Consider the following 24767-nt stretch of genomic DNA (forward strand, 5'->3'; position numbering starts at 1 on the left):
GAGTTTTTTCAAATTCCTTTTGTAGTAAGAGCAGTTAGTATTGATGCATTTATGTATTTTAAAATGCTTACGCTCCTTACGTTCAGAGAGTGTGCTACCGCAGTAAGGACATTTAAATACTAGTGGCTTAGTTGCAAAATTAGACTCCTTAAAGGTTAGACCACATACTTTGCATTGGTATTGACCCTTATTACCATTATTATCATAGATATATTGGTGCGGAGCGCCACATTTAGGACACTTTATTTTAGTCGGTATAGACTTACCATTACGTCGTTTTACAGGAGTTACGATTTTATTGTATTTATGGTTATAGTAAGCTAAAAGTAATTTGTAATCTACACTATGAAATTTAATTATTTTAGGAAGTTTATCTATTTTAAATTTTTGATACTCTGGGCTATTTGAATCATCAAAAGATAATTGTCCAAGTGGTATATATTTAGAAATAAATATGAGTAATTGAAAAATTATATTAATTAAATATTGATTATATGCTAGTAAATAAGTTATAATTGAATCCACAATAACGACAACCTTTCTAAGTTATTTTTGTTTGTTAGGAGATTCAATTTTAACATAGAAATCAGGGGGTCGTTGTTTTTTTATACAAAAAAACTTCTAAAACCTTGATATATAAAGATTTTTAAAGAAAGAAGTGTAAATAAACTTTACACTATCTATTTGGGTGAGGAGAGAGATATATGAAAAAGTTTAAACTGGGATCATTTGATTTTTGGCAAAAGTTTGGAAAAGCATTATTAGTAGTAGTTGCTGTAATGCCAGCAGCTGGTATAATGATTTCTTTAGGTAAAGTAGTAGGCATGACATCAGATGCTAGCTTTATAACAGCAGTAGCAAGGGTTATGGAGGATATAGGATGGGGCATTATCAATAACTTACATGTTCTATTTGCAGTTGCTATTGGTGGTTCTTGGGCTAAAGAACGTGCCGGCGGTGCATTTGCAGCTTTACTAGCATTTATACTTATTAATAGAATAACAGGGTCTATGTTTGGCGTAACATCTGATATGTTAGAAAATTCAAAAGCAACAGTAGATTCTTTATTAGCTGGATCATTACCAGTATCTGATTATTTTACTTCTATTCTTGGTGCACCAGCACTTAATATGGGAGTTTTCGTAGGTATTTTATCAGGGTTCTTAGGAGCAGTAATATATAACAAATTCTATAACTTCAACAAGTTACCAGATGCATTAGGATTCTTTAATGGTAAAAGATTTGTACCTTTTGTAGTTATCGGTGGATCAGTTGTAGCAGCAATTATATTATCATTATTCTGGCCATTTATTCAAAGTGCATTAAATTCATTTGGACAATGGATAGCAACATCTAAAGATACTGCACCAATATTAGCACCATTTGTATATGGTACATTAGAAAGATTATTATTACCATTCGGATTACATCATATGTTAACTATTCCAATGAACTATACAGAACTTGGAGGAACATATACAATTTTAACAGGTAGTGCACAAGGAAGCATAGTATCTGGACAAGATCCATTATGGTTAGCTTGGGTTACAGATTTAAATAACTTAAAAGCTGCTGGAGATACAGCTGCATATAAAGAATTATTAAATACTGTTACACCAGCAAGATTTAAAGTAGGACAAGTAATATTATCATGTGCATCACTTATCGGTGCTACATTTGCAATGTACAAAAATGTTGATCCAGATAAGAAATCTAAGTATAAATCAATGTTCTTCTCAGCAGCACTTGCAGTATTCTTAACAGGTGTATCTGAACCAATTGAGTTTATGTTTATGTTTGTATCACCAATCCTATTTGTATCTTATGCAGTTATGACAGGTTTAGCTTTTGCAGCAGCAGATATAGTACACTTAAGAGTACATGCATTTGGTGTAATAGAATTAATTACTCGTACACCAATGATGATAAAAGCAGGTTTACTTGGAGATTTAATTCACTTTTTAATAGCATGTGTAATATTCTTCATATTAAACTTTGTAGTATTTAACTTCTTAATTAAGAAATTCAATATCGCTACACCAGGACGTAATGGTAACTATGTTGATGATGAAGCAGATGAAAATGCAGGAAATGAAAAGAAAGTTGATTCAAAAACAGCTAATGATGAACAATGTATAAAGATTATTGAATTATTAGGTGGAAAAGAAAACATAGTAGATGTTGATGCTTGTATGACAAGACTTAGAGTTACTGTAAAAGATCCTTCAATCGTTGGAGATGAAAAGGCTTGGAAAGCATGTGGAGCATTAGGACTTGTCTTAAAGGATAAAGGAGTACAAGCTATTTACGGACCAAAAGCCGATGTGTTAAAATCTAATATACAAGATATATTAGGGGTGTAATATAAATGAAATTATTAACAGTTAATTGTCATTCATGGCAAGAATCTGATCAAGAAAAAAAGATTGGTATATTAGCTGATAGAATAAAAAGAGAAAAGTATGATGTCATTACTCTTCAAGAGGTTAGCCAGTTAATAGAATCAGAAGTATTATATGAAAATATAAAAAAGGATAATTACTTAGTTGTTTTAAATGAAGCATTAAAAAGTATAGGATGTAATGATTATAGCTTTGTGTGGGATTATTCCCACATAGGCTATGATATATATGAAGAAGGTATTGGTATACTTACTAGACATCCTATTGTAAACACAGAAAGCTTTTTTATATCTAAAGGTAAAGACAGAAGTTATTGGAAAACAAGAAAGATATTAAAAGCAACAGTTGATATAGATGGTACTGAAACAGATTTCTATACTTGTCATTTAGGATGGTGGGAAGATGAAGAAGAACCATTTAAATATCAAGCAGATAAGCTTCTAAGTAAAGATTCTAAAGATAGATTAGCATTCTTTATGGGAGATTTTAATAATAATGCTAATGTTAGAAATGAAGGTTACGATTATATGATTTCAAAAGGATTAAAAGATACTTTTATCCTTGCGAAGGAAAAAGATTCTGGTGTTACTGTAAAAGGTAAAATTGCTGGATGGGAAGAAAATAAAGTTGATATGAGACTAGATATAATATTTGCAAACAAAGAAATATCAGTAAAAAATTCAGCAGTAGTATTTAACGGTGATAATGAAGCAGTAATCTCAGATCATTATGGAGTAGAAGTAACTATATAGGAAATAAAGTTAAGAATATCGCTAACAAATTAATATTTGTTAGCGATATTCTTTTTTATATAATGATTATTTTGAAACTGACTTTGATTTGTATATATTACTAAAAAGTAAAAAATATCATTAGAAGTTTATACAAAGTTTTGCCATTAATAATATAGAAAATTACGAATTAAAACGTTTTCCCTTTTGAAAATAAAAACAATATGTTATTATACTTACATAAGTTGTAATAATTATATATTTTTAGGAGATGATATTAATGGGTAAAACTAAACTGGGATCATTCGACTTTTGGCAAAAGTTTGGTAAGGCATTAATGGTAGTTGTAGCAGTTATGCCAGCAGCAGGTCTTATGATTTCTTTAGGAAAATTGATAGGAATGACTTCAAGTGCAAACGTTATCGCAACAATAGCTTCAGTTGTAGAGGATATTGGTTGGGGAATTATAGGAAATTTAAACATATTATTTGCAGTAGCTATTGGAGGATCTTGGGCAAAGGAACGTGCTGGAGGAGCATTTGCAGCTTTAATAGCATTTATACTTATTAACAGAATTACAGGAACAATTTTTGGAGTAACATCTGATATGCTTAGTAAGGATGGTGCAACTGTAAACTCATTGTTAGCTGGTGCACTACCAGTAGGAGATTATTTTACATCTGTTTTAGGAGCACCTGCTCTTAATATGGGAGTTTTTGTAGGTATTATTTCAGGATTTTTAGGTGCAGTATTATATAACAAGTATTATAACTTTGATAAATTACCACAAGCACTTGGTTTCTTTAATGGTAAACGGTTTGTTCCTTTTGTTGTTATTGGAGGATCAGTTGTTACTGCATTGATATTATCATTAATATGGCCATTTGCTCAAGCTGGATTAAATGCCTTTGGAGAATGGATTGCTAAATCAAAAGATTCAGCACCAATATTAGCACCATTTGTATATGGTACATTAGAAAGATTATTATTACCATTTGGATTACATCATATGATTACTATACCAATGAATTATACAGATTTAGGCGGAGTATATACTTCTCTTGAAGGTGTAAGAGTTGCCGGACAAGATCCATTATGGTTAGCTTGGGTATCAGACTTAAATTCATTAAAAGATTCTGGAGATACAGCAGCATATACTGCATTGTTAAATGATATCACACCTGCAAGATTTAAAGTAGGACAAGTAATTTTATCTTGTGCATCATTAATTGGTGTAGCTTTTGCAATGTATAATAATGTAGACAAAGATAAAAAGGAAAAATATAAATCAGTATTTTTCTCAGCTGCTCTTGCTGTATTTTTAACAGGGGTAACTGAACCAATAGAATTTATGTTTATGTTTATATCACCAATACTATATGTTGTATATGCAGTAATAACAGGACTTGGTTTTGCATTAGCCGATATTATTAATTTAAGAATTCATGCATTTGGTGCAATAGAATTATTTACTCGTTTACCAATGATGTTTAAAGCTGGACTTGGTTGGGATTTACTTAACTTCTTAATAGCATGTATAGCATTCTTCTTCATTAACTTTGTAGTATTTAATTTCTTAATAAAGAAATTTGATATTGGAACACCAGGACGTAAAGGAAATTATATAGATGATGAAGCTACAGATACAAAGGCTGAAGACAAGGTTGCTTCAGAAACTACATCTTCTAATGATGAACAATGCATAAAAATAATTGAATTATTAGGTGGAAAAGAGAATATTGACGATGTAGATGCTTGTATGACAAGATTAAGAGTTACAGTTAAGAATAAAGATTTGGTTGGAGATGAAAAAGCTTGGAAAGCTGCGGGAGCATTAGGACTTATAATAAAGGATAAAGGTGTTCAAGCTATATATGGACCAAAAGCTGACGTATTAAAATCAAATATTCAAGATATACTTGGAATGTAATAAAGATAACTATTTTAAAGGAGGTATCGCAGTAACAATGAAAATTTGTTAGCGATACCTCCTTTTATTATATAACAAGATAGGGCACAGATTAGATGGTACAAGGCACAATTCAGTGTACAGTTAAGGCAGTTCACAGTTTCGGTTAATTTTCCCCTGTGGGGAAAATATTATAGTCCTGCGGACGGCGAATTACAATTGTATTTATAGATATGTTTAGTTCATATATAGAACTATTATACTTAAGTGTTGTTTTTCAGAAATCATGGGTTCACACTACAAGCTATATGAAGGTGCAACCTTCATTAGCCCCTCGTGATAGTTCTATATAAAATACAAATATATTAATGAAACTATCTTATTTTATACACAAAATTATTGCACTTAAAATCTCAGAAATTCCCCAAAGAGAATTTCATCAACAACTGTGCACTGATATATAACTGTGCCTTGACCTGTTCACTATTTAAGTTTATTCATCATCGATAGTATTTTCAACATCTTTTCCATAAGACTTGGAAGGTGTAATCATTAATTTATGTCCTTGTTTTTCTAAATCGCTATAAATAGATTTTGTTGGCATAAGCCATACTTCACCAGTTCCACTAAATACATTTAGAAGACCTTCACCAGAGGCTGCGGAACCAATAAGTGTTTTAGTTGACTTTTCAACAGTAAGTTCAACATCTTCAGTTCTTAAAAATGCGAAGTTACCATCAATTTTTAAATAGTCATCACATAATCTAAATTTCATTATTTCGGTAACAGGAACTGGAGACTCCAAAACTACAATTCCGGAACCAGATAATTTGGTTTGAAATAATCTTTCATTACTGAAAAGAGCAGAAGATGCAGTATTTAAAATAGATGTAGATATATTTACAGAGGATTCACAGCAAAAGAACATTCCAGGATCAACAATGATTTCTTCATCGTCTAATTCTAAAAGTAGATAATGTCCAAAAGAAGGTTCAAGATATATTGCACCGGAACCAGTGTATACTGGCTTTATCATTGATTCTTTATTTAGTTTAGAAGAAATAAACTTTTTGCCAAGACCTAATACTCCACCCATTTTAGAGGAAATATCAATATCGCCTTTTAAAAATGAAAGAGAACCAGATTCTAATTTAACAGAAGAATTATTTAATAGAATTCTTACTTGTCTTAATTTGACATTACTATCTTTCATATATTTAAATGCAACGGCAGATTCTAAAGAGTTGCCCCCATTTAGCATTGGATATTCAAGAATTTCAAAACGTGAATCATTTACCATGGAATCTATTATTGAAAAAGAATTTTCAATAGAAAAATTTGATCTCATTTTTAAACACCTCCGTAATTTAATATTATCATAAAAGGTTTGAATAGGAAAATTTTAAGGAAAACATAATCTTAGTAATTATTATATAGAATTTGGAGATAATAATATAGAAATAATAAAATTTGGAGGAAAATAATGTTTTCGCTAAAAGAGGAAAGTAGAAGAACTAAGATTATACTAATCTCAGTAACAGTTATTTTTATATTATTAGGTATATATGCAACATTTAAATTTGGAAACGATACGTTACTAGGAAGTTTAGAAGCTCCAGATAATGATGATGTGAAATTTATAAGAAGTGGATGGAATCTTTATGAAAGAGGTTATTATTCATATCATTATCCAGAAAATAAATCAGCGTTTATGATGCCGGGGTTACCTATTGTTATAGCAGGTTGTACTGCTATTTTTGGAAAGATGGGAGCAATCACAGCAGTAAGAATAATACAGGTATTATTGCAAGCTGTATCATTACTTTTAGTATTTTTTATTGCTAGAAAAATATTTAATAATTCTATTGTATCGTTATTAGCATTTATATTAAATGCAATATATTTGCCAAATTTATGGGCATCTCAACTTATTTTAACTGAAACTATATTTAAAACATTACTACTATTATTAATATATGTAACTATGTATGCTATAGAAACTAAAAAAGTTTTTTATTATATAATAGGGGGCATACTATTAGGGGTATCATCATATTTTAGACCGCAAGTAGCACTTTTACCAGTATTGGTTTTAATAATGTGGATAATAAATAAGAAATATACTTTTTTTGATATGGTTAAGTTTGCATCAATAGTAATAGTAATATTTGTTGCTATAATGGCTCCATGGTGGATAAGAAATTATGTTGTTTTTGATAAAGTGATATTATTCACATATGCTACAGGAAATCCAATGTTGCAAGGAACATATATAAATTATGATCAGAGTGTTAAATATACAACAGATATTGAATATAGAATAGATTATGATAAATTTCCTTATTATGAAAGAGATGAATTTAAAAATAATGAGACAGAAGTTGCTTTATCTAAGGAACGTTTTTGGAAGGTATTAAAAAATGAGCCGTTAAGATATATAGGTTGGTACACAATAGGAAAAACTACTCATAATTGGATAAAACCATTTTATTGGGTGGAGATATATAATATTAATTTGAATATTATTTTTGTATACCATTGGATATTATTAATTTTTGCAGTGGCAGGATTTATATTTTATTTATATAAGAGAGGAAGAAATTTAAATTTTCTGTTTATATCTATGATTATATTGTATTTTAATTGTGTATACTTGCCTTTTTATGCATTTTCTAGATATATGTATCCAGTTACATCACTTATGATTATATTATCTGTATATGGCATTTATACAGTATATGAGTTAATAAGATATGGATATTTTGATAAAAATAATATGGGAATATAAAATATATAGTTGAAATCTTTGGTAAAAAATGGTATACTATTTTAGTAGTAATTTTTAAGGAGTAGTATTTTGTACGGTGATCAATTAACTGATAATCAATTATATACTATAGCAAAAAAGAGAGTGGAGGATAAAAAAGATTTTTTCTTTCATCTAATTATATACATATCAATAAATATAATCTTATGGATTATTACAATTAGCGAATCAGGAAAGATAATAATTCCAATATCAACCACTGTAGGTTGGGGAATTGGTGTATTAAATCAAGGTATTAATTTATTTTATAATGAGAAATCTGGTTCTGTTGAGAAGGAATTCAAGAAATTAAAAAGAAATTTTAATGAAGATGAGCCAGAAGAATAGATTAGTTATTATCAGTTTTGGCATTGTTATAAGCTGAATAATTTATAAAAATTTCTCCAGAATTTTTGTAAAATAAAACTGCAGCAATGATAAATAAGAGTTTATTATTGCTGCAGTTTTTTATAATTCATTTAAGTTGAAAGGTGTTGATTGATAAACATAATAGTTTAACCAGTTTGAAAATAATAATGATGCAGTAGCTTTCCAACGTATTAGTGGTGCTTTTGTATCGTCATCGTTTGGAAAATAATTTTTAGGTATAGATATATCTAAACCTCTTTCTTTATCTCTAAAATATTCTTTAGCAAGAGTATCTGCATCATATTCAGCATGTCCAGTTGAGAAGATTTGACGACCGTCTTTTGAGATAATCAATTGAGGACCTGCTTCATCGGACTCTGTTATAATAGATAACTCTGGATGCTTTAATATATCTTCTTTTCTAACTTCAGTGTGTCTTGAATGAGGACAATAAAATACTTCATCAAATCCTCTTAAAAGTGTAGTTTCAGGTCTAATTACTCTATGTTCAAAAACACCAAACATTTTATTTTTTAGTGGATGTTTTTCTATTCCATAATGATAGTACAATCCAGCCTGTGCTCCCCAACATATATGAAGTGTTGAATAAACATTTTTCTTACTCCATTCCATAATTTCACAAAGTTCATCCCAGTAGTGAACTTCTTGGAACGGCATTTGTTCTACAGGAGCCCCTGTAATTATAAGACCATCAAATTTTTGATCTTTTACTTCATCAAAAGTATTATAAAACTTTGCAAGATGAGCTGCAGAAGTATTTTTTGAAATATGAGTTTTAGGGTGTAAAAGCACAAACTCAACTTGAAGTGGAGTATTAGCTAAAAGTCTAAGTATTTGTGTTTCTGTAACTATTTTTGTTGGCATTAAATTAAGAATTGCAATTCTTAGAGGACGTATATCTTGCGTTGAAGCTCTATCTTCAGTCATTATAAAGATATTTTCTTCTTCTAATATTTTTTCTGCTGGTAATCCCGCTGGTAATTTTATTGGCATATGTGAAAGCCCCCCTATAGTAAACAATAAAATTTTAATATATTTAATATTATATCATTTATTTTATTGTAATTGATAAAGGATTAATAATATTAATTACAAAGGCTATCTATTGAGAAAAATAATAATATGTGATAGTCTAAACTAAGCAAATAGAGAATATAGGGTGATAGTATGAAAAGAGAAGTACCAGTTAAGAAAAATGAAGAATATATAATTGATATAAAAGGTTTTGGTCATGATGGTGAAGGTGTGGGTAAAGTGGATGAATTTACACTATTTACACCAATGACTTTAAAAGGTGAAAAAGTTAAGGTAAAAGTAGTTAAGGTAAATAAAAACTTTGGTTTTGGAAAGTTGCAAGAAATAATAGAGCCAAGTGAAAATAGGGAAGAACCAGTTTGTGAAAATTATTATAAGTGCGGAGGGTGCCAATTACAACATCTAAACTATAAAGGTCAATTAGAGTTAAAAAAGGAAAGAGTTAAAGATGTATTAGAAAGAATTGGTGGGTTCACCGTAGGAAAAGATATTGTATTAAATGATGTCATTGGTATGGAAGAACCTTATAGATATAGAAATAAGGTTCAATTACCAGTTGGTGAAGATGAAAATGGTATAAAAATAGGATTCTATGCGAAAAAGAGTCATAGAATTATTGATATGGATAAATGCTATATTCAAAATGAAGAGGGAGAGATTATCACAAAGCTTTTAAAAGAGTGGATGAGAATTGAAAAAGTTTCTGCTTATGATGAGAGTACTGGTGAAGGTATAGTAAGACATGTTATGGTTAGAAAAGGCTATAAAACTGGAGAAGTTATGGTAGTAATAGTAACAAATAAGAAGAAGGTTAATGGTCTTGATAAATTAGCAGAAATTCTAAAGGAAAATATTGAAGGGTTAGTTTCTGTAATTCAAAATATTAATACAAAGAAGACAAATGTAATTTTAGGGTTAGAAAATAAAATTATATGGGGAAAAGAAGATATTGAAGATTATATAGGTAAGTTTAAGTTCAAAATATCTCCATTATCATTTTTTCAAGTTAATCCTATTCAAACAGAAGTGTTATACAATAAAGCATTAGAATATGCTAATCTTACAGGAAATGAAGTAGTATTTGATGCTTATTGTGGTACAGGGACAATATCATTATTTTTAAGCCAAAAAGCGAAAAAGGTTTATGGTGTAGAAATAATAGATGAAGCAATTATAAAAGCAAGAGAAAATGCTGTGGAGAATAATGTGGATAACGTTGAGTTCTTTACAGGAAAATGTGAAGAAGTAATTCCTAAAATTATAAAAAAAGGTGTAAAAGCTGATGTAGTTGTAGTAGATCCGCCAAGAAAAGGCTGTGAAGAATCATTATTACATGCTATAACAGAAATAAATCCTAAGAGAATAGTATATGTAAGTTGTGATCCAGCAACTCTTGCTAGAGATCTTAAAATTTTAAGAGAACTGGGATATATGGCAGAGGAAGTAACACCGGTAGATATGTTTCCTCATACTGCACATGTCGAGACAGTTGTTCTTTTGTCCCAACTGAAACAAAAGCCGGATGATTACATTAATGTCACAATTGAACTTGATGATGTGGATATAACATCTGCAGAGACTAAGGCAACATATGATGAGATAAAGAAGTATGTGGCTGAACATAATGCCGGCATGAAGGTTTCCAATCTGTATATCTCACAGGTAAAGAGAAAATGCGGAATTGAGGTTGGAAAGAATTATAATTTACCTAAAAATGAAGATAGTAGGCAACCACAGTGTCCAGAAGATAAAGAGAGTGCAATTGTGGAGGCATTGAAGCATTTTAAGATGATTCAGAAGAACTAAAAAGAGTCTGATAAATCGGAATTGACAGAGGTAATGAAATGTTTGAAGAATTAGGAATTAGTTTTGACACAGCACTAATCGTCTTACTTGCATTATATTTTATAGTTAAGTGGGCGGTCAAAAATGGAATAAAAGAAGCCTATAGGGATATTACAGGGAAAGTCACTACCGAGTATATCGTGGCAGAACAAATATGTAACGAACTCGGTCTTAACGAAGAGGAAAAATAGTTAATAAAGAGAGGTGCATATGCTATGCCAGGTATACTCGTGGTTGAAGATGATGAAAATTTAAATCGTGGAATTACATTTTCACTGAAAAAATCCGGATATGAGGTTTTTTCAGCAGAATCAGTGAAAAAAGCGAAAAGAATTGCAAGTGATAATAATGTGGATGTTACCATTTGTGATGTGAATCTTCCGGATGGGAATGGACTGGAATTTGTAAGGTGGATGAGATGCAATTATAATACATACATTATTTGTCTTACAGCACTAGATCAGGAGATGGATCAGGTCATGGGATATGAAGCAGGGGCAGATGATTATATTACAAAGCCGTTTAGTCTTTCGGTACTTCTTTTGAAAATAGAAGCACATTTCCGCCGCAGACAGGAGAAAACGGAAGTCGGAAAGATGATTTCGGGAGATATCGTATTTATCGCAGGAGAAATGAAAGTCCTGATAAAGAGTCGTGAAATCAGTCTGACAAAAACGGAGTTGAAAATGCTGACTTTTTTTCTTCAGAATCCTAAACAGATTCTTTCAAAAACACAAATATTGAAAAATGTGTTTGATCTGGAAGGGGATTTTGTGGATGAAAATACAATCGCTGTCAATATCAGAAGACTCCGTGAGAAAATCGAAGACAATCCGGCTGCACCGGTCTATATAAAGAATATCAGAGGTCTTGGGTATATATGGAATCAGGAGGTAAGGCAGTGACAAAGAGATATCGCAAGAAGATTACAGTAGTGCTCTCCTTGGTATTACCTGTCATATTATTGTTTGCAATATTAAATTGCTTTACCACGTATGTGTTTTATGAAGATTATAAATATAAAATGAATCTTATGACAGAGATTGCTGCAAAGGAAGAATTTTATGGGCTGGATGCTGTTTCGGAATTGCTTAAGGATAAGGATATTGAAACTAACGAACAGGGAAGGCGATTATTGGAGCAATATGGATACTGGGGGAATAAAGGAAATGCATTTTATTCGCAATTCCGGCATCAGGTTATGGTGACCGGTGCTGTAAGCACTGTGATATGCGTGCTTCTTTTGACTTTTTTACTTTATTGGAAGAAAAAAGAAGATGCGTGTCATCAGAAAATTTTAGACCAGTTGGAAGAAATTCTGATAAGATTCCGTGAAAATAAATTTGATGATTTACTGAAAACGGAAAATCATGCAGAACTGGAAAAATTGAATGACCAGCTTGAAGCAATCGGACATCATATTCAGTTGATAAAGGAAGAAGCAAGGGCAGAAAAGGAGAACACGAAAGAAATGGTTTCTGATATTTCTCACCAGTTAAAGACACCGGTTGCAGCTTTGGATACATGTTTTAGTGTGCTGATGCAGAATGACTTAAGTGCCACAGAACAGGAGGAGTTTCGTATCCGTTGTCGGAGTGCTCTGGATGGACTGGAGACATTATTGCAGTCGCTTCTTGAAATATCCAAGATGGAAACTGGACTGATTCAGATTAATAAGAAAAAACTTCCGCTTATGGATACTGTCATATCTGCTGTGAACCGCACTTATCCTAAAGCGGATGAGAAAGAAATTGAATTCGTTTTTGACTATGAAAAAGAGCTGGAAACATGCACGATTATGCAGGATAAAAGGTGGCTTGGTGAAGCTGTGATCAACGTTCTGGATAATGCGGTCAAGTACAGTCCGTGTGGTTCAAAAATATTTATCCGGTTACAAAAAAGAAACTATCTTGTAAGAATGGAAATTGAGGATCAGGGAATTGGTATTCCGCAGAATGAGTATCACAAAATTTTTCAACGATTTTACAGAGGAAGTTCCAAGGAGGTCATGGAAAAGAGTGGTACAGGAATCGGACTTTTTCTATCGAGAGAAATTATCGAAAAACACGCAGGTACGATTACGGTAACCTCCGGCAAAAAGAAAAAAGGAAGCATGTTTGTGATTCAATTACCATATGTTGGTTAAATTTTAAGTGAGCAGAAATCTTACAATTCTGTAAGATTTCTGCTCGTTTTTTGAAAGTGAAATGAAAGATTGTCCTGATACAATTTGGATGTAGGTTGAAAAATGACCAAATATATAAACAGGCAAAGAAAGCGTGCTGAAAAGGTACGCTTTACAGAATTGAAAAGGAGGCAACACATGAGTGTGATATTAGAAACCAAGCAGCTTTGTAAGTTTTATGGCGCAGGTGAGAATCAGGTCAAAGCGGTCAATCAGGTGGACATTCAGATTGAGCAGGGAGAATTTGTCGCAATTGTTGGAAAGTCAGGTTCCGGTAAAAGTACATTACTTCATATGCTTGGAGGGCTAGACACCCCGACAAAAGGCAGTGTTACTTTAGCAGGGAAAGATTTATACAGGATGAAGGAAGATGCCCTTGCTGTTTTCCGCAGAAGAAAAATCGGATTTGTTTTTCAGGCATTTAATCTGGTTTCATCTGTTAATGTCTGGGAAAATATTGTACTGCCACTGGGGCTGGATGGAAGAAAAGTGGATGAATCGTATGTAAATGATATTATTGCAACTCTGGGGATTGAAAACCGGATTTATAATCTGCCAAATCAGTTATCCGGAGGACAGCAGCAGAGAGTAGCAATTGCAAGAGCACTGGTGAATCGTCCGGAAATTATATTTGCAGATGAGCCGACAGGCAATCTTGATTCTAAGACCAGTGATGAGGTAATCGCTCTGCTTAAGATGACAGCAAAAAAATATGGACAGACAATTGTAATGATTACCCATGATGACGAAATTGCACAGGTCGCTGACCGTATTCTGGTGATTGAGGACGGACAGGTGGTGGATTTCAGATGAAGACAATAAGCAGGATTGCATATAGCAATGACAAAAGGAACAGGACAAGAAGTATACTGATCATGATGGCAATCTGTCTGACCACGATGCTGCTTGTTATCATCAGTACTGTGGGAAATGGGGTAATTCATTTACAGAAAAGTCAGGCGGCAAGCTCATACGGAAGTAACTACGGCCTGTTTATCGCCGCAGATGGTACGCAATTAAAAGAAGTGGAACGCAGAGCTGAGATATCTGATATCGGCATCATGTGTACGGAGGGCATCCTGAAAGGAAATGAAAATGGCGGCTTTGTCAGTGCGGATGAAACGGTCAGGAAAATGCTTCCCTATAATCAGGAATATGTGTTGAAGGAAGGTACCTATCCGGAAAAGGTGCAGGAAATTGCCGCAGGACGCGCTTTCTTTGATGCAGTGGGATACCATGATGTAAAGGTCGGAGACACCGTAACATTGGAGTACCGTTCCGGCATGCAGTCGGAATACGCACCGGTGGAATTTACTGTAAGCGGGATTTTATATGACCGGGATGAATATACCATCGAGGCTTCCTATGTTGTATTCGGTTCGCAGGATTTTTATAATGAGCGTGTTGCGGAGGGTGACAGGCAATATAATATCTATTTTACCTTGAGCGATTCTGCAAATGTATCTATGAATAATGTTGCGCCTGTTATAAAAGAAATCGCGGATTCCTGCGGCATTGACCAGAAAAACGTGATCATCAATGACCTCTACCTGCAGTGGGTATTGCAGCCGAGCTATGAAATGATTGTGGTTTGTGGAACCCTGATCCTCGGAATCGTGCTGTTTTCCGTTGTGGTCATTTATAATATCTTCCAGGTCGGGATCGCCCAGAAGGTTCAGGAGTACGGAAAAATCAAGGCGCTGGGTGCAACCAGAAAGCAGATGAAGCAGTTGATCTTTCGTGAGGGCATTCTTCTGGCGGTTCCTTCGATACCGCTGGGGCTGCTGTTTGGTTTCCTGATTGCAAAAGTCAGCTTCAACTGGCTGGTGGAGCAGGGAAATCTGGTATCGTCCGGAATCAAGAACCATCAGGTGCCTCTGTTTTCACTGACAATTATGCTCATCTGCATTTTTGTATCGTTTCTTACGGTCGTTTTGGCTCTGCGCAAACCCATGAAAATTGTTTCACGGATTTCACCCATCGAAGCGACACGGTATCTTGACGGCTCCAAAACGCAAAAACAGGGCAGACGAAAAGGCAGAAAAGATGTCACCGTTTTCTCCATGGCAATGGCAAATGTGACAGGCAATCCGAAAAGAACCATTGCTACGATTCTTACCATGGGGCTTTCCTGTGTATTGTTTGTAATTATCTCTAATTATGTTGGGAATATTGACACGGAGCACGAGGCGCGGATTGCAATCAACCATGGACAATTTGAGTTGCAGCTGGATTATTCCCAGAATTATGATGAAGCCTATTCGGAGAATAATCTGGACACAATCCTACAGAACAACCCACTGAATGATTCTTTGATTAAAGAAATCAAATCCATCCCCGGTGTAACGGATGTACTGACGAGAGAAATCGTCTCTGCAGATTTGAACGGAACAAAATTTCCGGTTGCAATCGTAAATCAAGAGGATTTTGAAATGATGCGCGGGGATGGCGATATCGGTTCCATGGACTATGCACAGGCTGTCAAAAACGGGGATGTTTTCTTTGGCTGGTCCATGTGGATGGAAGCTGACGGGTATTCTGCGGGTGCACCGATTACATTCAACTTTGATAACGGAAGCGGAACCTATACCTATCATGGAAAAATCGCAGGCTCCTTTGTAAGCGCGGACACTTATCTGGTCATTCCGGAAGAAGTATACCGCTCTGTAAATCCGAAAGGGACATCTTATGGATACCTGTGGGTGGATTGTGCTAAAAAAGATGTGGCATCTGTAGAGCAAAGCCTGAATGACCTGCTCTCCGATACTTCTCATATCAAGCTGAACACCTATCACGCAGAATTGCAAACCGCAGAATACGCAAGCCGTATGATGAAGCTTGGCTGCTATCTGTTCATGGCAATTGTCGGTCTCATTGGGTTTATGAATCTGGCAAACACCATGATCATCAATATCACCACGAAGAAGCAGGAATACGGTGTGCTGCAAGCGGTAGGCATGACCAATAAGCAGTTGAATCTGAGCTTACAAATACAGGGCTTGATTTTTACGGTTGGCACCATCTGCGTCGCACTTGCTGCCGGTCTGCCCCTTGGCTATGCACTGTTTTCCTATGCGAAGCATAATGGGATTTTTGGAATGAACGTTTATCACGTTCCTCTTATCCCGATTCTTGTTATGATTCTTCTGGTTGGTATTCTACAAATTGTGCTTTCCTGTGTTTTAAGCAGTAATCTGAAAAAGGAAACGCTGGTAGAAAGAATAAGGTATCAGGGATAGCAAGTAATATGTAATGAACTAGGTCTTAACGAAGAGGAGAAATAGATACTTTCCAGATTTGTATGTATGGTAAATCTAAACTGTATTTTAGCAATATTTCCTGAGTGGGGGCAGAAAGTGCCCCCACTTTCACTATTTGGGGGCGAAAAGCGCCCCCCGGAATTCAAAAATGGCTCCATTTTGCGCCCCCTGTTTTTTAAAATCTGGCATCTAAACAAGATTACAATGAAATCAGAACATAAAAAGTGGGGGCAAAAAGCGCCGTCAAAATCATAAAGTGGGGGCGGAAAGCACCCCCACATATAATAAACAAAGGGTTCAAGGGAAAAATCCCTTGCTAGAACAGCATTTGGATGGAGACATCTCTAATGCGTATCTAGCCGTCGCCGGGGACTAATATATAAGAAGGAATATTGTTTGAGCAGGAAAAGACATAGAAGACTCTGGTTATATCGCAGGATATGTGCCTTGAAAGAATTGATTTGCGATAGATAGAAATATTTGAAAACTACCATTCAGTAAAATCTATTCCATTTTAGTAAGTCTTGAGATAAAATATGTTCTGTGAATTATTCACAAGATAATATTTTGAGGAGGCTTGGCAATGAACAAGGATTTTGAACGTTGCTGCAGCTTTCTTGCAGACATGATCATTAAATATGCACCAGAGATAAGAGATGAAGTAGAGATGTGTATGATGATCAAGGATTCCATTGATGACGAGAAAGCTAATAGGCAGAAACAATTTGACAGGTTCTGTTATTACTTAGGCGGAGTAAAACAGCTTCTGGACGAAAAGACTGCTTAGGCAACCGGCGTCCTGCGGATAATTGGTCTTACGTCAATATATTGGACACAAAAAGTCAAACTTTTTTTATTATACACTTCTAGCTGATAGCTCACATTGTTCTGGAGTCATGTAATTTATAGCTGAATGTAGTCTTCTTCTGTTATATCATCCTTCTATGTATTTAAATATAGCTATTTTAGCTTCTTCGAAGGTACGGTAAGTATTTCTATATACTTCTTCTTTTTTTATTGATGAATGAAAAGATTCTATACAAGCATTATCATAAGGACATCCTTTTTTACTAAAGGATTGTACAATACTAAATTCCTTACATAAATCTTTTAAATCATTACTAGTATATTGAGATCCTAAATCACTATGAAATATTAATTTATTATCTTTATGAGGATTTTGATTGTGATAAGCTCTCTTTAGAGCTTTAATAACTAAATCATCTGTCATTTTTTTACCGAAAGCATAGCCAATAATTTTTTTAGAATATAAGTCAAGTATAGAAGCTAGATAACACCAACCATCTTGTGTAGTATGAATATATGTAATATCTCCAACCCATTTTTAATTAATGGAAGTAGTGGTAAAATCTCTTTTTAAAACGTTTTCTAAACCATCTTTTACTTTCTTATTTGAATGAGGTTTATATTTTTTACAGTTATTGCATAAAGCCCGAGTTCAGACATTTTTCTTTGAACTCTTTTCAATGAAACAGTAAAGCCTTCTGTGCTAAGTATATAATGAATTCTAGGTGCTCCATATATACCTTTATTAGATTTATATATTCTTATAATAGCTGCTTTTAATTCCTCATTTTCTATTTCTCTTGCAGATTTAGTTTTATCAAAAGATTTATAATATGTACTTCTGGCTACGCCTAAAACGGTGCACATAGTCTTAATATCATGATTGCTTTTATTAGCATTTATAAATTCTATTACTTGTTCTAATTTCTTGTTGCAAATATGGCCATAGCTTTTTTTAATATTTCATTTTCCTCTTTAAGTCTACTATCATATCCTTATATTCTTGATCATATCTTCTGCCCTTTCCCATAATGGACACATCTTTTCTTAACTAAATAATATTTTACTTAGTTCGATTTAATGTGTCCACTACTTTATACTAACATCAAATTTAATCTTTTCTTCTGGAGAATATTTATTCATACAAAAGCTCCCTCCTAGATAAACAGTTTTATTATTTCAACTGTCTACCTAAAAGGGAGCATATCATAGATCGCCCTATCGGGATATTTTAATATATTTTTTAATTAATAAAAGGTACCAAAACTTTGACACTTACACAGCTTCATATTATTATGGACCACTAAAACCTGAACAATAGAACTTGATTTGTTAGTAAATTGATGATATAGTAACTTTTGAAAATAGGGGAGCTCACAAGTTAGTGGGCTGAGAGTAGGCTGAAGGTCTTGACCCTTAACCTGATTTGGATAATGCCAACGTAGGAATATATTATGACGTACTTTTACGCGGATATACTCACTTTGGTATATCCGTTTTTTGAATACATTTAGAAGAAAGTAGGGGAAATATTATGTTAGGAACTTGTATTGAAAATGTAAGGAATAAGATGCCATTAGTACATAACATAACTAATTATGTCACAGTAAATGATGTTGCAAATGTATTGCTAGCTTGTGGGGGAAGTCCCATTATGGCTGATGAAATAGAAGAAGTTGAGGATATTACATCAATTTGTGGTGGCTTAAATATTAATATAGGTACATTAAATAAGAGAAGTATTGAAGCTATGTTTGCTGCTGGTAAGAAGGCAAATGAATTAAATCATAAACTTTTATTAGATCCTGTTGGAGCTGGAGCTAGTGAACTTAGAACTAGTACTGCAATAAAATTAATGGATCAATTAAAGTTTGATGTTATTCGTGGTAATATTTCTGAGATTAAAACATTGGCTCTTGGGAGTGGTAGTACAAGAGGAGTAGATGCTGATATAGCTGATAAGGTTACAGAAGAAAATCTTGATGAAGCAGTTAAATTTATAAAAGATTTTGCAAAGAAATCTGGTAGTACTATTGCCATTACAGGTGCCATCGATTTAGTAAGTGATGGAGATAAGTGTTATGTAATTCGTAACGGAAGATCAGAAATGGGGAAAATCACTGGAACTGGTTGTCAACTATCTGGAATGATTACAGCATTTATTGTAGCTAATTCTAAAAATAATTGTGAGGCAGTAGCAGCAGCAGTTTGTACAATGGGAGTTGCAGGAGAAATTGCATGGTCAAGAATGCAAGAGGGTGATGGTAATGCTACTTATCGTAACCGTATAATAGATGCAATTTATAATATGGATAAGGATACATTAGAGAAAAAAGCAAATTATGAAATTAGATGATAAAAGAAGAGAGGAAAGATATTATGAAGCCAGTATTAACAATTGCAGGAAGTGATTCTAGTGGAGGCGCTGGTATCCAAGCCGATATTAAAACAATGATTACCAATGGTGTATATGCTATGAGTGCAATAACAGCATTAACTGCACAGAATACTATTGGAGTAACATCTGTTATGGAAGTAACACCAGAATTTTTAGAAGATCAGCTTGATAATATTTTTACAGATATCTATCCAGAAGCTACTAAGATTGGAATGGTTTCTTCTACGTCATTAATTAAAGTTATTGCTAGTAAATTAAAAGAATATGGAGCTAAAAATATTGTTGTAGATCCAGTTATGGTAGCAACTAGTGGTGCAAAACTTATAAGTGATGATGCCATAGACACACTGAAAAGAGAATTATTTACTATAGCATCGATTTTAACACCAAATATTCCAGAGGCAGAGATTATTTGTGAAAGAAAAATAGAAACAGAAGAGGATATGATAGAAGCTGCTAAAATCATTAGTGAAAAATATAATTGTGCTGTGCTTTGCAAAGGCGGGCATCAAGTAAATGACGCTAATGACTTATTATATTATAATGGTAAATATCAATGGTTTTATGGGAAGCGTATTAATAATCCTAATACTCATGGAACAGGCTGTACATTATCTAGCGCCATTGCATCCAATCTTGCAAAGGGCTATGATTTAAACACAGCTGTGGATAAAGGAAAAAACTATATTTCCGATGCTTTAGCGGCAATGCTTAATTTAGGAAAAGGTAGTGGCCCAATAAATCATGGTTTTGATATAACAGGAAAATATGCAGAGTAATGTAGTGAAAAAATATAACTTATAGAAAAAGGCGGCATCGCATTAACAAATGAAAAGTTGTTAGTGATACCGCCTTTTATTATTATACAATGTAGAGAACAAGAACTGTGCACTGATTAGCCCATTAAGAAGTCAAGTATATTCCAACCATCGATTGATTTTGCTTTATACAATTCAGTAAAACCACATTGACTGCAACTTATTGTTATAAACTTTTTGTTTTGTACATCGAATATTTTTGCAAAGTTACCACCTGTAGCTTGAAATTGATCATGATCATAGTGAGTACATCCACATTTAGGACATACATATTGTTGTTTTTCCATAATAAAACCTCCATATATTTGTTTAATAAAGTTGTCCACTGCCTTCTTCCATTTCTAAGGCTTTAATTCTTTTAGGCATAATAGGATGACTAGAAGATAAATTATAACACCATACAAAAAATCCTCTTACTTCATTAGCATAATTTAAATAGTCTTCAATATCAATAGATTTATATAAGTGTTTTCCAGCCATTAAAGACAGCATAGCATTTATACCATTATCACCGGTAACTTTTTGTGCTAATCTATCACAACTATATTCTCTTGTTCTAGAAGCTGTAGCTCCTAAAATAGGAATAAGACTAGAATAAAGAATAGATATATTATATAAAAAAGTAGCATGTTTTAACTTAATATGAGACAATTCATGAGCTATAACAAAAGAGATAGAATCTAAATCATGATGCTCTCTATAAGCTATTTCAAAAAGATCTGCATTAACTTGTATATATTGTTTTCTAATTATAAAAGCAGAGAAAGCATTTAACACACCATTTTCTTGAACAATATATGCTTCAGGGACTTTTTTTAGTCCTAAAATATGAGAGTATGTTACTATTCTTTCATATATGTCTGGGAAATTTTTTTCTGTTATTCGTATAGCTCTACTTCGTACTCCTGCATACATGAAGTTAACTGAAAATGGTAGTACTAAAAGCATTGCTAGTCCATAGCAGAAAATCTTAACATCAGTAGGTATATCTTCGATATCGGTTTCATCACTATCTTGATTATTGTATGTTTCAACTATTGATTTCTTAATGGTATTATAATTATTTTTAAAATTATAAGCAAATATAGAGATTGCAGATACAATAATCAATATATTTATTATTACAAGGGCCCTATACCAACGTTTTTCAGATTTATGCCTACATTTTTTTATTTTATTATTATCTAGTATTTCATTAGAATTTAATAAGTTGTCCAATTTATCATCTCCAGATATTAGAATTTGATATAATTATAGCAAATGCTTTTGTTATAATAAAGATAACAAACTGTAAATAGGTGAGAAAATGAGATTTAATAGGTTATTTGAGATTATATATATACTGATTAATAAAAGAACTATAACAGCAAAAGAATTGGCAGATAAATTTGAAGTATCTCAGAGAACAATTTATAGAGATATTGATTTACTATCTTCTGCAGGTATTCCCATATATACTACTAAAGGTAAAGGTGGAGGAATCGGAATTTTAGATAATTATGTATTAAATAAATCGATGCTTTCAGAAGGTGAACAAAATGAGATTATAGCTGCATTACAAGGGTTGAGTGCAATAAATTATACCAATGTAGATGACGTACTTTCAAAAGTCAGTGAATTTTTTGGTAAGAGTAATGAAAAGTGGATAGAAGTTGATTTTTCTGATTGGAGTGAAAATCAAAAAGAAAAGTTCAACATTATAAAAGAAAGTATTATTAAAAAAGAGGTTATATCCATAGAGTATTATAGTAGTTATGGAGAAAAGAGTAAACGAGTTATAGAACCTTTGCAATTAATGTTTAAGGGAAAGTCATGGTATATAGTAGCATTTTGTAGAGTTAGAGAATCAATAAGAATATTTAAAATTAATAGAATACGTAAGATAGAGGTATTGGAAGAACGGTTTACAAGATGCTTTAAAAAAGATATGGATATGGAAATTACTGAACCTAGTGATATTCAATGTATAAATATGAAGATGAGAGTTGATGCATCACAAGGATATAGGGTTTATGATGAATTTTCAGAGGATGAAATTTATAAAGAAGAAGATGGCTCATTTATTGTAAGCACAACTTATCCTATAGGTTCATGGGTGTATAGTTATATTCTTTCTTATGGATCTTATGCAGAAGTTATAGAGCCTCAATATTTGAGAGATGAAATTAGAAAACTATTAAGGGAAACTTTAAATAAATATTTATAATATGACAAACATGGGTCAGTTTATCATTGATATTATAAGTACATAAAAAATAATTATTTATGGAGGGATATTAATGGAAAATATGAATTATTGTCAAAGTTGTGCAATGCCTATGGGAGGAGAAAAAGATCTACTTGGTACTAATGCAGATGGAAGTAAGAATGAAGAGTACTGCAAATATTGTTTTAAAGATGGAGAGTTTATAGCAGATATATCTATGGATGAAATGATAGAGGATTGTATTCCTCATGTTGTAAATGCTAATAGTAACATGACAGAGGAATCTGCTAGGGCAATGATGAAGGAAGTATTTCCAAAGTTAAAAAGATGGAGTAAGTAAGAATATTAAGAGCTTTGCAATTAATTTTATAAGCAAAGCTCTTAATATTTTATTTTTATTACTTAGAACTTGTTAATGTAAGAAAAAGGAGATATACTATAACAAATATACATATATTTGAAGTTTGGGGATGAAATTCATGATTATAAAAACGATAATAGAGAATACATCAATTTCTGATGAATTTCAAAATGAACATGGTTTAAGTTTATATATAGAAACAAAAAAACATAAAATATTATTTGATTTGGGGAAAACGGATTTATTTATTGAGAATGCAGAAAAATTAAATATAAATATTAAGGATATTGATTTAGTTATTATTTCTCATGGCCATTATGATCATGGTGGAGGATTAAAAAAGTTCCTAGAGGTGAATACTAGAGCAAATATTTACATTAATAAACATGGTTTTGAAGAGCATTACTCAAAACGACCTACAGGTATTATTGAAGAAATAGGTTTAGATAAAGGATTAAAAGATAATAGTAGAATTATTTTTGTAGATAAATATTTAAGGCTTGATGAAGAATTAGAAATCTTTTCTGGAGTAAGAAATAATAATTTATTATCAAAATCTAATAATGTATTACTTATGAAAGAGGAAGGACAATTTATAAAAGATAACTTTAATCATGAACAAAATTTAATTGTAAAAGATAACGATAAATTAGTATTAATTGCTGGATGTGCCCATAGAGGAATATCAAATATAATAGATGAGTTTATTGATATAAAAAGAGAGGAACCGAAATATGTATTAGGAGGATTTCACCTTTCAAGTCCTAGTCACAAGAAAAGTGAAGATACCTCTTTAATTAATGAAATAGGATGTTATTTAAAAAGTAAAGATTCTTTTTACTATACATGTCATTGTACAGGACTAGCTCCTTATAATCAGTTAAAAGATATGTTAAAAGAAAGATTACAATATTTATCTACAGGTACATGTATTGAGATATAGCAATTATTATAATTGAATATTAAGAATTGTTGATAACTCAGTTATATCTTTTGCTATGTATGTGGCTCCAGCGTTAGTAAGTTCTTCATAATCTCCATAACCATATAATACTCCAATGGAATCTATTCCTAATTCTTTAGCAGCAGTTATGTCATATTTTCTATCACCAATCATCACAATATCGCATAGAGAAGTTATGTTATTAGAAGATAAGGCGTATTTAATAATATCCATTTTTTTAGATAGACTTCCATCTAAAGTGCTACCACTTACAAAATCAAAATACTTAATAATATCAAAATGTTTTAATATTTTTTCTGCATATATTTTCGGCTTTGATGTTGCTAGTATAACAGTTTTATTATTATCTTTTAGTGATTTTAATAATAAATCCATATTTGTATATAGAGAATTTTCAAAGATACCTTTATCGGAGAAGTATTCTCTATATTTTTTTATTGCTAAGTCTGTTTCAATGTCATTAAAATTATAGTACTCCTTAAAAGATTCCTGAAGAGGAGGTCCTATAAACTTATATAAATCTTTATTGTTAGAAACTTCTATGCCAAAAGATTTTAATGCGTATTTGACGGAATTAGTTATTCCTATCATAGGATCGGTGATAGTACCATCTAAATCGAATAGAATAATTTTCTTATTCATAAAATACC

Annotated in this window: 23 protein-coding genes, 2 pseudogenes and 1 riboswitch; of the genes and pseudogenes, 17 read left to right on the plus strand and 8 right to left on the minus strand. The window is 32.4% G+C overall.

All coding sequences use genetic code 11. The features are described 5' to 3' along the window. Nucleotides 1-525, minus strand: a pseudogene (locus KQI30_RS01605) (transposase); the annotation flags it as partial. A gap of 179 nt (nucleotides 526-704) precedes the next feature. Here KQI30_RS01605 and KQI30_RS01610 point away from each other — a divergent pair. The 3 genes from KQI30_RS01610 (at nucleotide 705) to KQI30_RS01620 (ending at nucleotide 5063) form a co-directional block, all read left to right on the plus strand. Then, the gene (locus KQI30_RS01610) at nucleotides 705-2363 is read left to right on the plus strand and encodes a PTS transporter subunit IIBC (RefSeq protein ID WP_216461410.1); all 1659 of its coding nucleotides are present in this window, start codon (nucleotides 705-707) and stop codon (nucleotides 2361-2363) included. Nucleotides 2364-2368: 5 nt separating this feature from the next. Further along, on the plus strand, nucleotides 2369-3154 hold the full coding sequence (locus tag KQI30_RS01615; RefSeq protein WP_216461411.1) for an endonuclease/exonuclease/phosphatase family protein: 786 nt from the start codon (nucleotides 2369-2371) through the stop codon (nucleotides 3152-3154). Nucleotides 3155-3413: 259 nt separating this feature from the next. Continuing rightward, nucleotides 3414-5063, plus strand: coding sequence for a PTS transporter subunit IIBC (locus KQI30_RS01620; protein ID WP_216461412.1), 1650 nt, complete (start codon nucleotides 3414-3416; stop codon nucleotides 5061-5063). A 472-nt stretch (nucleotides 5064-5535) separates the two neighbouring features. On the opposite strand, the gene KQI30_RS01625 is transcribed toward KQI30_RS01620, so the two are convergent. Then, entirely contained in the window at nucleotides 5536-6390 is an 855-nt protein-coding gene (locus KQI30_RS01625; RefSeq protein WP_216461413.1) for an AIM24 family protein, read from the minus strand. 135 nt (nucleotides 6391-6525) lie between these two features. Here KQI30_RS01625 and KQI30_RS01630 point away from each other — a divergent pair, with 135 nt between their 5' ends. Both KQI30_RS01630 and KQI30_RS01635 read left to right on the plus strand, forming a co-directional pair. Then, nucleotides 6526-7830 (plus strand): ArnT family glycosyltransferase, encoded by a 1305-nt coding sequence (locus tag KQI30_RS01630; protein ID WP_216461414.1) that lies wholly within the window; start codon nucleotides 6526-6528, stop codon nucleotides 7828-7830. Between the two features lie 69 nt (nucleotides 7831-7899). Then, nucleotides 7900-8196 carry a 2TM domain-containing protein gene (locus tag KQI30_RS01635; protein ID WP_216461415.1) on the plus strand — a complete coding sequence of 99 codons (297 nt, stop codon included), beginning with the start codon at nucleotides 7900-7902 and terminating at the stop codon, nucleotides 8194-8196. Nucleotides 8197-8316: 120 nt separating this feature from the next. Here KQI30_RS01635 and metA read toward each other — a convergent pair whose 3' ends face one another. After that, the gene (gene metA, locus KQI30_RS01640; protein ID WP_216461416.1) at nucleotides 8317-9231 is read right to left on the minus strand and encodes a homoserine O-acetyltransferase MetA; all 915 of its coding nucleotides are present in this window, start codon (nucleotides 9229-9231) and stop codon (nucleotides 8317-8319) included. 174 nt (nucleotides 9232-9405) lie between these two features. Here metA and rlmD point away from each other — a divergent pair, with 174 nt between their 5' ends. The 7 genes from rlmD (at nucleotide 9406) to KQI30_RS01675 (ending at nucleotide 17350) form a co-directional block, all read left to right on the plus strand. After that, complete coding sequence (gene rlmD, locus KQI30_RS01645; protein WP_216461417.1) at nucleotides 9406-11079, plus strand: 23S rRNA (uracil(1939)-C(5))-methyltransferase RlmD; 1674 nt, start codon at nucleotides 9406-9408, stop codon at nucleotides 11077-11079. Nucleotides 11080-11117: 38 nt separating this feature from the next. Then, a complete protein-coding gene (locus tag KQI30_RS01650) occupies nucleotides 11118-11309 on the plus strand; it encodes a DUF6019 family protein (protein WP_216461418.1) in 192 nt (63 codons plus the stop codon). 24 nt (nucleotides 11310-11333) lie between these two features. After that, nucleotides 11334-12023 carry a response regulator transcription factor gene (locus KQI30_RS01655; protein ID WP_216461419.1) on the plus strand — a complete coding sequence of 230 codons (690 nt, stop codon included), beginning with the start codon at nucleotides 11334-11336 and terminating at the stop codon, nucleotides 12021-12023. After that, nucleotides 11999-13264: a sensor histidine kinase gene (locus KQI30_RS01660; RefSeq protein ID WP_216461420.1), complete on the plus strand. Its 1266-nt coding sequence runs from the start codon at nucleotides 11999-12001 to the stop codon at nucleotides 13262-13264. Before KQI30_RS01655 ends, KQI30_RS01660 begins: the two co-directional genes overlap by 25 nt. A gap of 177 nt (nucleotides 13265-13441) precedes the next feature. Next, entirely contained in the window at nucleotides 13442-14116 is a 675-nt protein-coding gene (locus tag KQI30_RS01665) for an ABC transporter ATP-binding protein (protein WP_216461421.1), read from the plus strand. Continuing rightward, on the plus strand, nucleotides 14113-16542 hold the full coding sequence (locus tag KQI30_RS01670) for an ABC transporter permease (RefSeq protein WP_216461422.1): 2430 nt from the start codon (nucleotides 14113-14115) through the stop codon (nucleotides 16540-16542). Before KQI30_RS01665 ends, KQI30_RS01670 begins: the two co-directional genes overlap by 4 nt. A 604-nt stretch (nucleotides 16543-17146) precedes the next feature. Then, a complete protein-coding gene (locus KQI30_RS01675; protein WP_216461423.1) occupies nucleotides 17147-17350 on the plus strand; it encodes a hypothetical protein in 204 nt (67 codons plus the stop codon). 147 nt (nucleotides 17351-17497) lie between these two features. Here KQI30_RS01675 and KQI30_RS01680 read toward each other — a convergent pair. Together KQI30_RS01680 and KQI30_RS01685 are read right to left on the minus strand one after the other, a co-directional pair. Beyond that, nucleotides 17498-17896, minus strand: a pseudogene (locus KQI30_RS01680) (IS3 family transposase); the annotation flags it as partial. A gap of 68 nt (nucleotides 17897-17964) precedes the next feature. After that, nucleotides 17965-18237, minus strand: a complete 273-nt coding sequence (locus KQI30_RS01685) for an IS3 family transposase (RefSeq protein WP_216461424.1) — start codon at nucleotides 18235-18237, stop codon at nucleotides 17965-17967. Between the two features lie 489 nt (nucleotides 18238-18726). Further along, a riboswitch (TPP riboswitch) is annotated at nucleotides 18727-18836 on the plus strand. 68 nt (nucleotides 18837-18904) lie between these two features. Here KQI30_RS01685 and thiM point away from each other — a divergent pair. Continuing rightward, entirely contained in the window at nucleotides 18905-19726 is an 822-nt protein-coding gene (gene thiM, locus KQI30_RS01690) for a hydroxyethylthiazole kinase (protein WP_216461425.1), read from the plus strand. A gap of 23 nt (nucleotides 19727-19749) precedes the next feature. Beyond that, entirely contained in the window at nucleotides 19750-20547 is a 798-nt protein-coding gene (gene thiD / locus KQI30_RS01695) for a bifunctional hydroxymethylpyrimidine kinase/phosphomethylpyrimidine kinase (protein ID WP_216461426.1), read from the plus strand. Nucleotides 20548-20663: 116 nt separating this feature from the next. On the opposite strand, the gene KQI30_RS01700 is transcribed toward thiD, so the two are convergent. Next, nucleotides 20664-20873: a zinc ribbon domain-containing protein gene (locus KQI30_RS01700; RefSeq protein ID WP_216461427.1), complete on the minus strand. Its 210-nt coding sequence runs from the start codon at nucleotides 20871-20873 to the stop codon at nucleotides 20664-20666. Nucleotides 20874-20895: 22 nt separating this feature from the next. Next, complete coding sequence (locus tag KQI30_RS01705) at nucleotides 20896-21804, minus strand: M48 family metallopeptidase (protein WP_216461428.1); 909 nt, start codon at nucleotides 21802-21804, stop codon at nucleotides 20896-20898. A gap of 88 nt (nucleotides 21805-21892) precedes the next feature. Here KQI30_RS01705 and KQI30_RS01710 point away from each other — a divergent pair, with 88 nt between their 5' ends. The 3 genes from KQI30_RS01710 to KQI30_RS01720 all read left to right on the plus strand — a co-directional run bounded on the left by KQI30_RS01710 (nucleotide 21893) and on the right by KQI30_RS01720 (nucleotide 24096). Beyond that, nucleotides 21893-22792, plus strand: a complete 900-nt coding sequence (locus KQI30_RS01710; RefSeq protein ID WP_216461429.1) for a helix-turn-helix transcriptional regulator — start codon at nucleotides 21893-21895, stop codon at nucleotides 22790-22792. Between the two features lie 73 nt (nucleotides 22793-22865). After that, a complete protein-coding gene (locus KQI30_RS01715) occupies nucleotides 22866-23132 on the plus strand; it encodes a zinc ribbon domain-containing protein (protein WP_216461430.1) in 267 nt (88 codons plus the stop codon). A gap of 139 nt (nucleotides 23133-23271) precedes the next feature. Next, a complete protein-coding gene (locus KQI30_RS01720; protein ID WP_216461431.1) occupies nucleotides 23272-24096 on the plus strand; it encodes an MBL fold metallo-hydrolase in 825 nt (274 codons plus the stop codon). A gap of 6 nt (nucleotides 24097-24102) precedes the next feature. Here the strand turns inward: KQI30_RS01720 and KQI30_RS01725 are convergent, their stop codons facing one another. Further along, nucleotides 24103-24759 (minus strand): HAD hydrolase-like protein, encoded by a 657-nt coding sequence (locus KQI30_RS01725; RefSeq protein WP_216461432.1) that lies wholly within the window; start codon nucleotides 24757-24759, stop codon nucleotides 24103-24105. Between the last annotated feature and the right edge of the window lie 8 nt (nucleotides 24760-24767).

Source organism: Clostridium bornimense, from assembly GCF_018917145.1.
Taxonomy (GTDB): Bacteria; Bacillota; Clostridia; order Clostridiales; family Clostridiaceae; genus Clostridium_AN; species Clostridium_AN bornimense_A.